This is a genomic window from Marinovum sp. (assembly GCF_048263515.1).
Taxonomy (GTDB): domain Bacteria; phylum Pseudomonadota; class Alphaproteobacteria; order Rhodobacterales; family Rhodobacteraceae; genus Marinovum.
Genome location: NZ_JBLXEC010000003.1, coordinates 178,948 through 192,866 on the forward strand (window position 1 = coordinate 178,948; position 13,919 = coordinate 192,866).

14 protein-coding genes are annotated in these 13,919 nt (G+C 65.5%); 10 read left to right on the top strand and 4 right to left on the bottom strand.

The genetic code is table 11. The annotated features are described in order from the left end of the window. The first annotated feature begins 26 nt into the window (after window positions 1–26). The 5 genes from ACN0SE_RS05125 to ACN0SE_RS05145 all read left to right on the top strand — a co-directional run bounded on the left by ACN0SE_RS05125 (window position 27) and on the right by ACN0SE_RS05145 (window position 5,855). Window positions 27–878 (top strand): flagellar motor protein MotB, encoded by an 852-nt coding sequence (locus ACN0SE_RS05125; protein ID WP_417523415.1) that lies wholly within the window; start codon window positions 27–29, stop codon window positions 876–878. A 79-nt stretch (window positions 879–957) separates the two neighbouring features. After that, complete coding sequence (locus ACN0SE_RS05130; RefSeq protein WP_417523416.1) at window positions 958–2,256, top strand: flagellar hook protein FlgE; 1,299 nt, start codon at window positions 958–960, stop codon at window positions 2,254–2,256. A gap of 28 nt (window positions 2,257–2,284) precedes the next feature. After that, window positions 2,285–3,739: a flagellar hook-associated protein FlgK gene (gene flgK / locus ACN0SE_RS05135; RefSeq protein ID WP_417523417.1), complete on the top strand. Its 1,455-nt coding sequence runs from the start codon at window positions 2,285–2,287 to the stop codon at window positions 3,737–3,739. Continuing rightward, on the top strand, window positions 3,739–4,746 hold the full coding sequence (locus tag ACN0SE_RS05140) for a flagellin (RefSeq protein ID WP_417523418.1): 1,008 nt from the start codon (window positions 3,739–3,741) through the stop codon (window positions 4,744–4,746). Before flgK ends, ACN0SE_RS05140 begins: the two co-directional genes overlap by 1 nt. A gap of 5 nt (window positions 4,747–4,751) precedes the next feature. After that, window positions 4,752–5,855 carry a flagellar basal body P-ring protein FlgI gene (locus ACN0SE_RS05145; RefSeq protein WP_417523419.1) on the top strand — a complete coding sequence of 368 codons (1,104 nt, stop codon included), beginning with the start codon at window positions 4,752–4,754 and terminating at the stop codon, window positions 5,853–5,855. Window positions 5,856–6,054: 199 nt separating this feature from the next. Here ACN0SE_RS05145 and fliP read toward each other — a convergent pair whose 3' ends face one another. From fliP to fliF, 4 genes are read right to left on the bottom strand one after another with little or no spacing between them, the layout of a single operon-like run. Next, a complete protein-coding gene (gene fliP, locus ACN0SE_RS05150) occupies window positions 6,055–6,798 on the bottom strand; it encodes a flagellar type III secretion system pore protein FliP (RefSeq protein ID WP_417523420.1) in 744 nt (247 codons plus the stop codon). Next, entirely contained in the window at window positions 6,798–7,088 is a 291-nt protein-coding gene (locus tag ACN0SE_RS05155) for a FliM/FliN family flagellar motor switch protein (RefSeq protein WP_417523421.1), read from the bottom strand. The genes fliP and ACN0SE_RS05155 overlap by 1 nt, the downstream gene beginning before the upstream one ends. Next, on the bottom strand, window positions 7,066–7,683 hold the full coding sequence (locus ACN0SE_RS05160; protein WP_417523422.1) for an ABC transporter ATP-binding protein: 618 nt from the start codon (window positions 7,681–7,683) through the stop codon (window positions 7,066–7,068). The genes ACN0SE_RS05155 and ACN0SE_RS05160 overlap by 23 nt, the downstream gene beginning before the upstream one ends. Beyond that, window positions 7,683–9,302, bottom strand: coding sequence for a flagellar basal-body MS-ring/collar protein FliF (gene fliF, locus ACN0SE_RS05165; protein WP_417523423.1), 1,620 nt, complete (start codon window positions 9,300–9,302; stop codon window positions 7,683–7,685). The genes ACN0SE_RS05160 and fliF overlap by 1 nt, the downstream gene beginning before the upstream one ends. A 120-nt stretch (window positions 9,303–9,422) precedes the next feature. Between fliF and ACN0SE_RS05170 the strand changes: the two genes are divergently transcribed. Genes ACN0SE_RS05170 through ACN0SE_RS05190 form a run of 5 tightly spaced genes read left to right on the top strand, consistent with a single transcriptional unit; the run spans window position 9,423 to window position 13,889 of the window. Continuing rightward, on the top strand, window positions 9,423–9,926 hold the full coding sequence (locus ACN0SE_RS05170) for a flagellar basal body-associated FliL family protein (protein WP_417523424.1): 504 nt from the start codon (window positions 9,423–9,425) through the stop codon (window positions 9,924–9,926). A gap of 13 nt (window positions 9,927–9,939) precedes the next feature. Then, a complete protein-coding gene (locus ACN0SE_RS05175; RefSeq protein ID WP_417523475.1) occupies window positions 9,940–10,314 on the top strand; it encodes a hypothetical protein in 375 nt (124 codons plus the stop codon). After that, window positions 10,315–10,923 (top strand): MotE family protein, encoded by a 609-nt coding sequence (locus ACN0SE_RS05180; RefSeq protein ID WP_417523425.1) that lies wholly within the window; start codon window positions 10,315–10,317, stop codon window positions 10,921–10,923. It begins immediately after the preceding gene. 60 nt (window positions 10,924–10,983) lie between these two features. Continuing rightward, window positions 10,984–11,853 (top strand): flagellar motor stator protein MotA, encoded by an 870-nt coding sequence (gene motA / locus ACN0SE_RS05185; RefSeq protein ID WP_417523426.1) that lies wholly within the window; start codon window positions 10,984–10,986, stop codon window positions 11,851–11,853. Next, entirely contained in the window at window positions 11,850–13,889 is a 2,040-nt protein-coding gene (locus ACN0SE_RS05190; protein WP_417523427.1) for a hypothetical protein, read from the top strand. The genes motA and ACN0SE_RS05190 overlap by 4 nt, the downstream gene beginning before the upstream one ends. The last annotated feature ends 30 nt before the right edge of the window (window positions 13,890–13,919 follow it).

The following is a 13,919-nucleotide window of genomic DNA, read 5'->3' on the forward strand; positions in this document are numbered from 1 at the left end:
CTTGGGTGAATAAGGGTGGTGAGACCATGAGTGCTGACGGAAACGTCGCGCCGGTCATCATCAAACGGAAAAAGGTTGTTGCAGGCGACGGGCACCATGGCGGTGCCTGGAAAGTCGCCTACGCGGACTTCGTGACCGCAATGATGGCATTTTTCCTGCTGATGTGGCTGTTGAACGCGACAACTGAGAAACAACGCAAGGGGCTGGCGGATTACTTTGCGCCGACCATTCCGATCAACCGGGTGTCGGGCGGCGGCAGCGGCGCCTTTGGCGGCGACAGCGTGTTTTCCGAGGAAACCCTGCCGCAGAACGGCACCGGCGCCTCGAGCAAGCATCCGACGAACGGTGACAAGGCGCGTGGCGCCACCGGCACCTATGCCTCTGGCGAGGATGGCGCGGGCAAGGCCTTCGAGGAACAGGTCAACACCATCAAGGAGGCGCTTTACGGACGCGGCGGCGAAAGCATGGTGGCCGAAAACGCGCTGAAACACGTGGTGATGAAGACCACCGACGAAGGCCTTGTGCTCGAACTGTTCGAACTGGCCGACAGCCGGCTGTTCGACGATTTGGGTCAGCCGACCGAAATCCTCGCGGTGCTGGCCGATGCCCTGGCCGAGGCGGCGCGCACGGTCGACAATCCGCTGGCGATCGAAGGCCATGTGCCGACCAGCCCGATCGTGGTGCGCAAGAATGTCGCCTGGGACCGCTCGGTCCAGCGGGCGCAGGTGTTTCGCAACATGCTCGAGCTCGAGGGCCTGCCGCCCGGCGATGTGGCGCGGGTGACCGGCCATGCCGACCGCGAACTGGCCGATGACAACCCGCTGGCTCTGCGCAACAGCCGGCTCGAGGTGATCTTTCTCAGAACTCAAAGCCCGTAGGATTTTAGCTGTTAGCGCGCTGTTAAGGCCGCGGCGTCTATCTGTTGCATCAACTCCGATGCAGCAGAAAGGCGTGTCCATGACGATCTCTTCCTCCCTCAATGCCGGTGTGGCGGGGCTGACCGCGAATGCCACGCGGTTGGCCGGCATCTCCGACAATATCGCGAATTCCTCGACCTACGGCTACAAGCGGGTCGAGACCGAGTTCCATTCGCTGGTGCTGACGCAAAGCTCGCGCTCCTATACGGCGGGCGGCGTGCGAACCAGCACGCAGCGGCTGATCGATCAAAGCGGGTCGCTGATCACCACCTCCAATCCGACCGATCTGGCGGTGCGCGGCCGCGGCATGCTGCCGGTGGCCACCGGTGGCGACGTGCGCACAAACGGCTCCGATGCCGAGATGCTGCTGACCTCGACCGGGTCGTTCCGGCTGGACGAGGATGGCTATCTCAGCACGCCTTCTGGCCTCGTCATCATGGGCTGGCCGGCCAATATCGACGGCACCATCCCTTCGTTCTCGCGCGATACCTCTGACGGATTGGAGCCGATCCAGTTCTCGCAGAACCTGACCGGCGATCCGACCACCGCGGTTGACATGAGCCTCAATCTGCCGGCCACCGCCACCAGCACCGGTGCCACCGGCGATCCCTACAACCTCTCGGTCGAATATTACGACAACCTCGGCACTTCGCAGAGCATCACCATGACGTTCACGCCAACGGTGCCGGCGACCGGCGCTTCGAACGAATGGACCGTGGTGATGACCGATTCCGCCCAGGCCGGCGCGGTGGTCGGCGAATATACCATCACCTTCGACGACAGCCGCGACACCGGCGGCACCATCGCCTCGGTGGTGGATGTCTCCGGCGGCGCCTATGACCCGGTCACCGGCGTCATCCCGGTGACGGTGGCCGGCGGTCCGATCGACATCAATATCGGCGCGGTCGGCGACACACGCGGGCTGTCGCAACTGTCCGACAGTTTCGCGCCGATCTCGATCACCAAGGACGGCTCGCCGGTGGGCAACATGACCTCGGTCGAGGTCGACGAGAACGGCTATGTGCACGCGCTCTTCGACAGCGGCGTGACCCAGCGGCTCTATCAGATCCCGTTGGTCGACATGCCCAACCCCAACGGTCTGCAGGCGCTCGACCAGCAGACCTATCGCGTCTCGCCCGACAGCGGTTCGTTCTTCCTGTGGGACTCCGGTGAAGGCCCGACCGGCGACATCAAGTCCTTCTCTCGCGAGGAATCCACCACCGACGTGGCGACCGAGCTGACCTCGATGATCCAGACCCAGCGGGCCTATTCGTCGAATGCCAAGGTCATCCAGACGGTGGACGAGATGCTGCAGGAAACCACCAACATCAAACGCTAGGGCGCAGCGCGCCGGACCGAGGTGACCCATGTCCTTTTCAGGATCGATTTCCAATGCCCTGTCGGGGTTGCGCACGTCGTCGCTGGCGGCAGAGCTGGTGGCGTCCAACCTGGCCAATGCCACCAACGAAAACTACGCGACCCGCAATCTCGAGATCTCCGCCCGAACCAACGGCAGCTCGGGCGGGGTCGAGGCTGTCGGGGTCACCCGGTCGGTCAACTCGACGCTGCTGGGCGAATGGCGCCGCGCTCAGGCCAGCACGGCAGAGCTCTCGACCGGCAACAGCTATCTCTCGCGGGTCGAGCGGATCTTCGGCACACCGCAGACGCCCGGCTCGCTTTCCGACCTGATGACCCGGTTCGAGGCCTCGCTGGTCTCGGCCGCGGCACGGCCCGACATCGGCCAACGTCTCGATGCCGTTGCGGCCTCGGCCGGCGACGTCGCCGCGGCGCTGCGCAGCAGTTCGTCGGAACTTCAGACACTGCGCAGCGAGGTCGACGGTGCGATCGGCCAGACCGTCGAGGCTCTCAACGGTCACCTGTCCGACATCGCCACGCTCAACAGCCGGATTATCAGCGCCAATGCCAATGGCGAGAACACCCAGGCGCTGCATGACCTCCGGCAGGAGGTCATCGACACGGTCGCAGAGATCGTGCCGCTGCGGGTGCTGCCGCGCGACCGCGAGGCGGTGGCACTGGTCACCACCGCCGGCGCCGTGCTGCTCGACGGCAGTGCCGCCGAACTCGACTTCACGCCCACCAATGTGGTGACCGAGTTCAGGACCCTGGCCAATGGCGGCCTGTCGGGGTTGAGCATCGACGGCTTCGACATTCACGGCGACACCATCAGCCGGATCAGCGGCGGCCGCCTCGCCGCACTTTTCGAACTGCGCGACGAAACGCTGCCATCTTACCAGACCGAGGTCGACGCTCTGGCCCGCACCCTGGTCGAAAGGTTTCAGGACAGCGGCCTCGACCCCACCATTGCCCCCGGCGATGCCGGGCTGTTCAGCGACGGTGGCCTGGTTTTTGATCCTGCCAATGAGACCGGCCTGTCCCGCCGCATCGCCCTGAACAGCCAGGTCGATGTGGAGGCCGGCGGCGCTCCCTGGCGGTTGCGCGACGGGCTCTATGCCGCGACGCCCGGCAATTCCGGCGAGGGCGGCCTGCTGCTGTCGATGATCGACCGGCTCACTGCGTCAGAGACCATCGCCTCGGGCAGCCAGTCCGGCCTGTCCCGCACCGTCGCCGCGCTGACCGGGGCGCTGTTGTCGACGGTCGGCGCGGACCTGACCCGCAACGAGGATCGGCTGAGCTTTGCCGCCGCCCGCAGCAACGAGCTGACCGAGCAGAAACTGCGATCCGGCGTCGATTCCGACACCGAGCTGCAGAAGCTGATGCAGATCGAAAAGGCCTATGCCGCCAATGCACAGGTGCTTCGGACAGTGGATGAAATGATCGATGTCTTGCTGGGGATTACCTGATGAACCTGACCACAATCGGCGACCTGTCGCAAAGCTACATGCTGCGCCACCGCCAGACCGCCCTGCAGGCCGAATCGCTCCAGCGTCAGACCGAGCTGACGACCGGGCTGGCGGCGGATACCCGCAGCCACCTTCGCGGCGACTACGCCCAGCTCGCCGATATCGAGCGCAGCCTGTCGATGCTCGACAGCTACGATGTCGCCATCACCGAAAGCGACACGATGACCACCATGATGCAGACGGCGCTGGGCGCCATGCAGGAAGTCACGTCGGACCTCTCCACCAGCCTCGTGCTCGCTGCCCAGACCGACGCGCCGATGGCGGTGCGAAACGTCTCCGGCGACGCCGCGCTGGGCTTTGCCAGCCTCGTCGGACAGCTCAACACTCGCGCGGGAGGCCGATCGCTCTTTGCAGGTGCTGCCTATGACAGTGCCGCCTTGGCCGCGCCGGAAGAGATGCTCGCCGCCCTGCGCGGCGCCCTCGCCGGAGAGGTGACGATGACCGGGGTCCAGGCCAGGCTCGACAGCTGGTTCGGCAGCGGCGGCGATTTCGAGACCCTCGGCTATCTCGGCGTGACCGAGGACGGCACGCCTCTGCAACTCTCCGAAGACGTGCGCATCGGCCTGTCGATCCGGGCCGACGATCAGGTGTTCCGCGACACGCTCAAGGCCACAGCCATGGCCGCCCTTGCCGCTGACGACAGCCTCGGGTTCGCAGATGATCTGCAGGCACAGATGGTCGAGACCGCCGGAACCGAGTTAATCGCCCTGCAACCGGCGCTGACCGAGACGATGGCCGGCCTTGGCGTCGTTCAGGCCCGGATCGAGGACAGCCAGGTGCGCAACGCCGCCGCTGGCCTCGCGCTGGAGGTCTCGCGCAACACGCTCCTGGCCGCGGATCAATACGAGGCTGCCACCCGCTTCGAGCTGGTGCAGACCCAGATCGAGACACTCTACGCCGTCACCGTGCGCGCCTCGCGCATGAGCCTTCTGGATTACATGAGATGATTTCCATGCTGCGAACCTGCCTGCTGCTCCTCGTTGCGCTGATCGCGCCGCTCCATGTCGCCGCCAACCCGATCCGGATCAAGGACCTGGTGGAATTCGACGGTGTGCGCGGCAACGACCTGGTGGGCTACGGCCTGGTTGTGGGGCTCGACGGTTCCGGCGACGGGCTGCGCAACGCGCCATTTACCGAAGAGATCATGACCAACATCCTCGAACGCCTCGGCGTCAACGTGACCGGCGAGCAGTTCCGCCCCAAGAACGTGGCCGCAGTCTTCGTGACCGCGACATTGCCGCCATTCGCGCGGTCCGGGAGCATGATCGACGTGACCGTCTCGGCCATTGGTGACGCCAAGAGCCTTCTCGGCGGCACGCTGATCATGACTCCGCTCAATGCCGCTGATGGCGAGATCTACGCGGTGGCGCAGGGTACGGTAATCTCTGGCGGCGCCAAGGCCGAAGGCGATGCCGCCCAGGTCACCTTTGGCGTGCCCACCGCCGGGGTCATTCCCGCCGGCGCGCGGATCGAGCGCGAAGTCGATTTCGACCTCTCCTCGCTGGACATCCTTCGCCTGGCGCTGAGGGAGCCTGATTTCACCACCGCCGGCCGGATCGAAACGGCGATCAACCAGGCCTTTGGCCGACCGGTGGCGCTGATGCTCGATTCCGGCACCGTGCGGCTGGATATCCTGGCGACCCGCATGGCCTCGCCGGCCCATGCCTTGGGCCGGATCGAGAACATTCTCGTCGAGCCGGAACGCAAGGCGCGGGTGGTCGTCGATCAACGGTCCGGCACGATTGTCATGGGCGAGGATGTGCGGATATCCCGCGTCGCGGTCTCTCAGGGCAACCTGACCCTGCGGATCGAAGAGGCACCGGTGGCAGTGCAGCCCAATCCCTTCTCAGAAGGAGAGACGGTGGTGGTGCCGCGAACCCGTGCCGAGATCGAGGAAGAACCCGGCATCAACCTGGCGGAAGTGCCCGATGGCACCTCGCTGTCGGAGGTTGTCGCCGGCCTCAACGCGCTGGGCGTCGCGCCGCGCGACATGATCGACATCCTCAAGGCGATCAAGGCTGCCGGGGCGCTGCATGCCGAGTTCATCGTACGCTGAGACGGCCTCGCCGCTCCGGCTTGGGCGAAACAACACGGAAGCACGCCCCTCCGAGGGGCGTGGTGTTGGTTCGCCAATAATGATGAAGGCAGAGAGGCGGCGCCGCACCGTTTGCGACGGGTGGGGCGTTCGTGGGAACGCCGAGCAACCGCATTCCGACGTCGCTGCGGAATTGGAATTTCCCGTGCAAGAGGTTGAATTACCCCAGATAGCCGCGCACGAGGCTGCTGGTGACCAGCGCCCAGCCATCGGCCACCACGAAGAAAGCCAGTTTGAACGGCAGCGAGACGATCGCCGGCGGCACCATCATCATGCCCATCGACATCAGCACCGCGGCGACCACCAGGTCGATGATCAGGAAGGGCAGGAAGATCAGGAAGCCGATCTGAAAGGCGCGCGACACTTCCGACAGCAAAAAACTTGGGATCAACACGCTCAGCGGCGCTTCCGGCGAGACCTGATCCGCCGCCACGTCGGCGCGCAGGGCGGCCATGGCTTCGAAGGTCTCGGGGTCGAGCCGCGCGGCCATGAAATCGCGAAAGGGGGCAAGCGTGCGCTCGAAGCCCTCTTCCACCGGCAAGCCCTGCTCCATCATCGGCTGGAGGCCCTGTTGCCAGGCGGCGGTAAAGACCGGGTCCATGACGTAGTAGGTCAGGAACAGCGCCAAGGTGATGATCAGCATGTTCGGCGGCGCCTGCTGCAGGCCGAGCGCTTGGCGCAGGATCGACAAAACCGTCACGATGAAGGGAAAACAGGTGACGGTGATGGCAATGCCGGGGGCGAGGCTGAGCACGGTGATCACCAGGATCAGCTGTACCGACCGCAGTGTGAGCGATCCGCCGTCGCCGAGATCAAGCGAGAATTCCTGCGCTTCGGCCGCGCCGCCGGCAAGCAGGGCACTGGCGAGGAACAGCGCGCCGAGGGCGACTTTGCGACCGGCCATCAGCCCTGGTCCAGGTTGTCCCGGAGATCGGCGACCTCGGTGAGCCTGACGGCAAGCTGGCCGGGCGCGTCATCGCCGGCTTCGACCAGTTCGCCGCGGGCGATCAGCCGGGTGCCGACGTAGAGCTCGACCGGGTCGTCGACCCGTTTGTCGAGGGTCAGAACCGACTCGGGGCCAAGCTGGAGCAGGTCACGCACCGTCGGGCGGGCCTTGCCCACCGAAATGGTGATCTCGATCGGAACGCTGGTGAACGGGCTCTTGCCCGCGTCAAACGGCTTGTTTTCGCTCATCCTTGTCTTCCTTCTGAAGATCATGCGTGAATGCTTCGAGCGCTGAGGAGATCTCGGCGATCATCTCGTCGAGATTGATCTCGATCTCGCGGTCGGGCAGCGACAGCTGCGCCTGGCCTTCCGCCAGCGAGGCATCGCCGCGGATCGAGACCGGGAAAGCGCCGTCCTGTTCGACCAGCGCGGACACCATGTCGACGAGGTCTGGATTGACCAGGATATGCGTCTCGCCGCGCAGGTTGTCGGAAGCGGCAGCCTGAAGCTCCTCGACGATACGGGGGCCGATCGAGCGGCGCATCATCCGCGGCAGCAACTTGTCGACAATCTCGACCAGCAGCGGTCGAAGCTCGCGGAACAGGTGGGTATAGGCCTCGTTGTAGGTAAAGGACATGTCGAGAAGATTCTGGGCCAGATCGGAGGTGATCCGCATCTTGTCCCGGGTATGAGCCTGGATGGCGTCGTCCCAACCTGCCTGGTACCCCTCTTCAAAGGCGGCGAGACGGCGGGTCTCGATCTCTTCGTCATCCATGGCGATGCCGCCGGGGCCGGTGCCGCGCCGGGCGCCGCCGAAATCTTCCACCAGGTGCAGGATCGACATCAGGCTTTCTCCCCGGTGTCATCGAGCCAGCCACGCAGGATCTCGACGGTTTCTTCCTGTCGCTCGCCGATCAGCCCGCGCAGCCGTTCGACCGGGTCGGCCGGAGGCTCCTTCTGGGCGAGCGGTTTGGCGGCGGCCTGTTCGTCGGGCCGCGGGGTGAGGGTGATGAAACCGCCCTCGCCATCGTCGATCTCGCCGTCCAGGGCGGTGACCGGCGCGGCTTCGGCTCGGGTCGGGGCAGGGCCGTCGCGCGGCGGCAGGGCCAGCACGTCGGGCGCCGGCGGATTGCGGAAGATCGGCCGCAACACGAAGAGCCCGAGGATCAGCGCCACCACCCCCAGCACCGCCATCTGGATCAGCGTGCCGATGTTGAAGGGCAGCTGCGCCAGAAGGCCCGGCGCGGCTTCGGTGCCGATCTCTGAGATTGGCTCGAACGCCATGGAGCGGATGGTGATCGCGTCGCCGCGCGCCTCGTCGAAACCCACGGCCGAGGCCACGAGTTCGCGCAGCGCCTCGATTTCAGCCTCGGGCAGGGGGGTAAAGGCCTCGGTCCCGGTGTCGTCGGGCGCGCGGGTGCCATTGACCAGCACCGCGACGGTCAGCCGGCGGATGGCGCCGGGTTCGCGGATCACCTCACGCTCGGTCTGCGACACCTCGTAGTTCACCCGCTCGCGGGTCTCGTTGCCCTGCGATTGCGACTCGCCACCGGCGCCGCCATCCCCGTCGGGCAGGTTCGATGCCACGGTGACGTCGCCTCCGCCGGCCTCCTGCGCGGTGTTCGATCTTTCCTCGGTGTCGGTGCTGATGGCGACGCGGCTATCGGGATCGATCCGCCGTTCGCGGATCGATTCGCTCTCTGTCACCGTGTCGACGCTGACCTCGACAACCGCATTGCCGAAGCCGACCCGCGCCTCGACCAGCCGGGTCACCGCGTCGCGCAGCGCCGCCGCGCGTTCGTCGCCGACCGAGGCCGGGGCATCATCCTCGCTGGCCGAGACCAGCCCGCCGGCGCTGTCGATCACCGCGACCTTTTCCGGCGAGAGCCCGGGAACGGCGGAAGACACCAAGTATTTCAGAGACTTGGCCTGCTGCGGCGACAGCGTGCCGCTGGCGGTGGTCAGAAAGACCGAGGCCGAGCTTTCCGAATCGCGGCGAAAAGGGTTGGTCGAGGCATTGGCGATATGCACCCGCGCGGCCGAAACGCCGGGGCTCGACAGGATGGTGCGGGCAAGCTCGCCCTCCTTGGCGCGCCAATAGGCGGCGTCGAACATCTGCGATGTGGTGCCGAATCCGCTGAGCTGGTCGAGCAGTTCGTAGCCCTTGGTGCTGTTGGCCGGCAGACCCTCGCTCGCCAACGTGAGCCGCAGCTCATCACGTTGATTGGATGGAACAAAAATCGAACCGCCCCTGATCTCGTAGTCCAGCCCGCGCTGTTCTAGCGAGCGCACGACCTCGCCCGCCGCGCCGTTTTCGAGGCCGGCATACAGAAGGGCCATGTTGGGCGTTGCCGCCATGCGACTCATGAAGAACACAGCCGCGAACATGCCCAGACCGGCCACCAGGGCGCCGATCTTCTTCTGCATGCTGAGCGCTGCCCAGGTCTTGGCGAATTGGTCCACTGCTTCCTCCGTCGGGTCGGCGTTCTGCACGACAGTGCCCCTCCGGTTTCGCCGATCAGCCTTAACAATCGGTTAGTTCCTCTGAGGTTATAAAACTCGAAACCGTTATCGAGGTGGCCCATGTCGGACGCGGAAATCGAAGAAGAGCCGGTCAAGAAGAAATCCAAGCTGCCGCTGATCCTGGGCGTCGTCCTGGCGCTGGCCGGCGGCGGTGGTGGATTCTATGCGGTCAGCTCCGGCATGATCCTCGGCCCACCCTCCGACGGGGCAAAGGCCGAGAAACCGAAGAGCGAAGAAGAGCTGGCGGCGGCGATGGTGCTGCCCGATGTGGCCTTTGTACCGCTCGATCCGATGGTGATCTCGCTTCAGGGCGGCGGCGGCGCCAGGCACCTGCGCTTTACCGCGCAACTCGAAGTGCCGATCGCCGCGAAACCGGATGTGGAACTGTTGCTGCCGCGGGTCGTGGACGTCTTCAACAGCTACCTGCGCGCCGTCGAGGTGGCCGATCTGGAACAGCCGACGGCGCTGTTGCGGTTCCGCTCGCATCTCTTGCGACGGGCGCAGCTGGTGCTGGGCGACGAGCGGGTGAACAACCTGCTGGTCATGGAATTTGTGGTGAATTGACGGGGGTGACATGGTGGAAATGATTGCCGATGTACTTCTGGTCGCCGGGGCGCTGGGCGCCGGGGTCTATTGTTACGTGCTGGCCAAGCGGTTGAGCCGGTTCAACGATCTGGAAACCGGGGTCGGCGGCGCGGTGGCGGTGCTCTCGGCCCAGGTCGATGATCTGACCCGGACATTGCAGGCGGCGCAGACGGCAGCCAACGGCTCCAGCAAGTCGCTGGAGGAACTGACCGGGCGCGCCGAGAACGTCTCTCGCAAGCTCGAACTGTTGGTCGCCTCGATGCATGACATCTCCGACCAGGAGGCCGCGCCGCCCGATCTCTCCGAAGAGGAGCCGCCGACACCGGTCTTTGCCCGCCATCCGCGCGACAACGGGAGGGCCCAATAGATGACGCAACGCCGTAAACGCCCGCGCCGCCCCGGTCGCGGCACCTTGTCAATCATTGCCGTGCTTTTGCTGGGATCGGCGCTCTTGCGGGTCGGGCTGCAGGCGACCGAGGGCATCGCGCGCGAGGCCAAGCCCGCCGAATTGGCGCAGAGCCTGCCCGAGCCCGAGCCGCTTTCGGAACCCGCGCAATGCGTGAGCGACCCCGACCTCCTGCCCCTGCTCGAGGCGATGGAGGCGCGCGAGGAACGTCTGCGCACGCGTGAGGAACGGCTGACCATGCGGATGCGCGCGCTGCAGGTGGCCGACGACCGGATCACCGACAAGCTGGCCGAGCTCAAGGCCTCGGAACAGGCGCTGCGGGCGACGATTGCCCTGGCCGATGAGGCTGCCGAATCCGATCTCACCCGGCTCACCACGGTGTACGAGAACATGAAGCCCAAGGACGCTGCTGCTCTCTTCGAGACGATGGATCCCGAGTTCGCCGCCGGGTTCCTCGGCCGCATGCGCCCCGATGCCGCCGCCGGCATCATGACCGGGCTCACACCCGAGACCGCCTACATGGTCAGCGTCGTGCTGGCAGGCCGAAATGCCGAGGTTCCCAAGGAGTGAGCGAACGCTTTGTTTAGGTTTCCATGCGATTGAAGGGGAAGGCAAACAACAGGTGCAGTGATGATCGGATTCGTAGGTATCGCAGTGGTCTTCGTCATGGTATTTGGCGGCTATCTGCTGGCGGGTGGCAAGCTCGCCATCATCCTGAAATCGCTGCCTTTCGAGATGATCATGATCGGCGGCGCGGCGCTGGGCGCCTTCTTGATCGGCAACGACGGCGCCGGCGCGAAACACACGGTCAAGGACATCGGCAAGGTCTTCAAGGGCCCGAAATGGAAGCAGGAGGATTACCGCGATCTGCTCTGCCTGCTGTTCGAACTGATCCGCATCGCCAAGCAGAACCCGGTGGCGCTCGAAGAACATATCGAGGGCCCTGGCGAGAGCGCGATCTTCTCGAAATACCCCAAGATCCAGGGTGACAAGGAATCGGTCGATCTGATCTGCGACACGCTGCGCGCCGCGACGATGAATTACGACGATCCGCACCAGGTCGAGGAGGTGCTGGAAAAGCGCATGGAGGCGAGCCTGCACCACAAGATGCACTCGAGCCACGCGCTGCAGACCATTGCTGACGGGCTTCCGGCGCTGGGCATCGTCGCCGCGGTTCTCGGCGTGATCAAGACCATGGGCTCGATCGACCAGCCGCCAGAGGTGCTGGGCAAGATGATCGGCGGCGCGCTGGTCGGCACTTTCCTCGGCGTCTTTCTGGCCTATGGCCTCGTCGGCCCCTTCGCCGCGCGGGTCAAGACCGTGGTCGAGGACGATTCGCACTTTCACCAGCTGATCCGGGAGGTGCTGGTGGCCAACCTGCATTCCCACCCGACCAACATCTGCATCGAGGTCGGGCGGCAGAACACGCCGACCCACATTCGCCCCGATTTCAACGATCTCGAAGAGGCGTTGAAGTCCCTGAAACAGGATGCTGCATGATCCGCGCCCTGGTCATCCTTGCCCTCACGCTTGTCGCCGCCGCGGTCCAGGCCGCGACGGTGACAGTGAAATCCGGCGAGCATGGGAGCTTTACCCGCCTCGTCGCCTTTCTGCCGGACGGCGCGCAATGGCGGATGACCAGCGAGGGCCGGAGTGCCACGTTGACCCTCGGCGGTACGGCCACGCACAAGTTTGACACCTCCACCGTCTTTGACCGGATCGCCCGCAACCGCATCGCCAGCCTCTCGCAGCCGGGCGGCAACAGCCTCGTCGTCGCGCTGAATTGCGCCTGCGAGGCCAAGGCGATTTTCGAGCCCCCAAGACTGTTGATCATCGATGTGGCGGAAACCAAGGATGCACCTGCCGTCGTCAAGGAAGGTCTCGAAGCCCCCGCGCTAGACGCCGCGCCGCCGGCGCTCGAAGCCTCCCTGCGCGCGCCATTGGTCACCCGCCACACCTATTCCACCAGCAGCGTCTCGCGGTTCGCCGAGGCGCTGGCGGACCGCACCACGCGGCAGATCCTCGACGTTGGCGACCCAGACAGCCCCAGACCGGAACGCCAGGTCGCGCTGGGTACCGAGTTCCGCAATATCGACCTGCCGAATATCGCCTTTTCGGGGGACGCGCCCGAAGGTTCTTCCGGCGCGATGGCGCAAAAACGCCTGGCCTCCTGTTCCGGCGTGGTCGAGGCCCCGCTGGGTCGATTTGCCGAGGAAATTGATTATTTCGCTGAAAAGGCGCAGCTTTCCGCCAGCCTCTTTACCGAGCAGCTTACGCTCGATCCGGCGGTGGCAGTGGAACTGGCGCAGTTGCACCTGTCGCAGGGGCTCGGCGCCGAGGCGCGGCAGATGCTTGCCATGATCCTGCGCCCAAACGACGGCCGCGCCTTTCTCGCACAACTGGCCCGCTTGATCGAAGACCCCGACAGCCTGCCGCGCAGTACCTTCGAGCCCTATCGAGATTGTTCCGAGATCAGTGCCATCTGGCCGGTGCTGGCCGCACCGCGCCAGCCGATGGCAGAGGAAGACGCCTGGCAAATCGCCCGGGCCGCCGAATCTCTGCCGCGTCCGCTCTTGCGCCTTGTCGGGCCGCGGGTCGTGGCCAATCTGATCAGTTCCGGCCGCAAGGACCCGGCCAACATGATCGCCCGCATCCTCGACCGTTCGGGCACCGGCAAGACCCCGACCATGGCCGATGTGCTGCTCGCCGATGCGCCCTCGGATCAGACCCGAATCCTCGGCGAAATCGCGAAGTCCACTGGCGAGGAGGCCGCAGAGGCCAGCGCCATGCTGGTCGAGCGCCAGATCGAGGCCGGCGAGACGGTGTCGGACGACTTGGCCGATCTGGTGGCGAGCCATGCCGAAGAGCAGCGCCACAGCGACACAGGCGGCCTCTTGCGCAAGGCCGAGGCCTATTCGCTGATCTCGAAACAGAACTTCGAAGCCGCGCTTGCCATCCTGGCCGCCGAGACCCTGGAGCCCAAGGCCCAGGCTGCCGTCACCGAACAATTTTTCCGCGCCCTCGCCGAGAGCGCAGACACGGTCACCTTCCTGCGGATTGCGCTGGCCAGACCCGATCTGGCCGCCACCGCGTCGGCAGAGGTGCGACAGTCCCTGGCCGCGCGGCTGTATGAAAACCGCTTCCCCGAGCCCGCGGCCCGGCTGCTTGATCGCACCGAACCGCTGAGCGGCGCGCTTCTCGCCGAGGCGCTGGGCGCGCGCTACTACGGCGATGTCGGCATCCCTGACGAGGTGCTTTTCGAAACGCCGCAGGACGACACTACCGAAGCCGCCGAAGCCCGTTACGCCGCGCTACTTGACGCCGGCCGCTTTGCCGAGGCCAAGCAGGTGGCGCTGCGGCTGAACAAGCCCGACCCGGTCGATCCCCTGCTGGAGCTTGCGTCAAAACCTGTGGACGCAGATGCGGCACCCGAACTGACCCTGAAGAACGCCAGCGCCCTGACCGATGCCACCGCGGAGCTGGCCGAATTGGTGGGCACCGTGCTGGCCGATCCGGCGCTGAGGCTCGACCCATGATGCAGGCAAGGCAAGCGGGAGCGCGCTGAC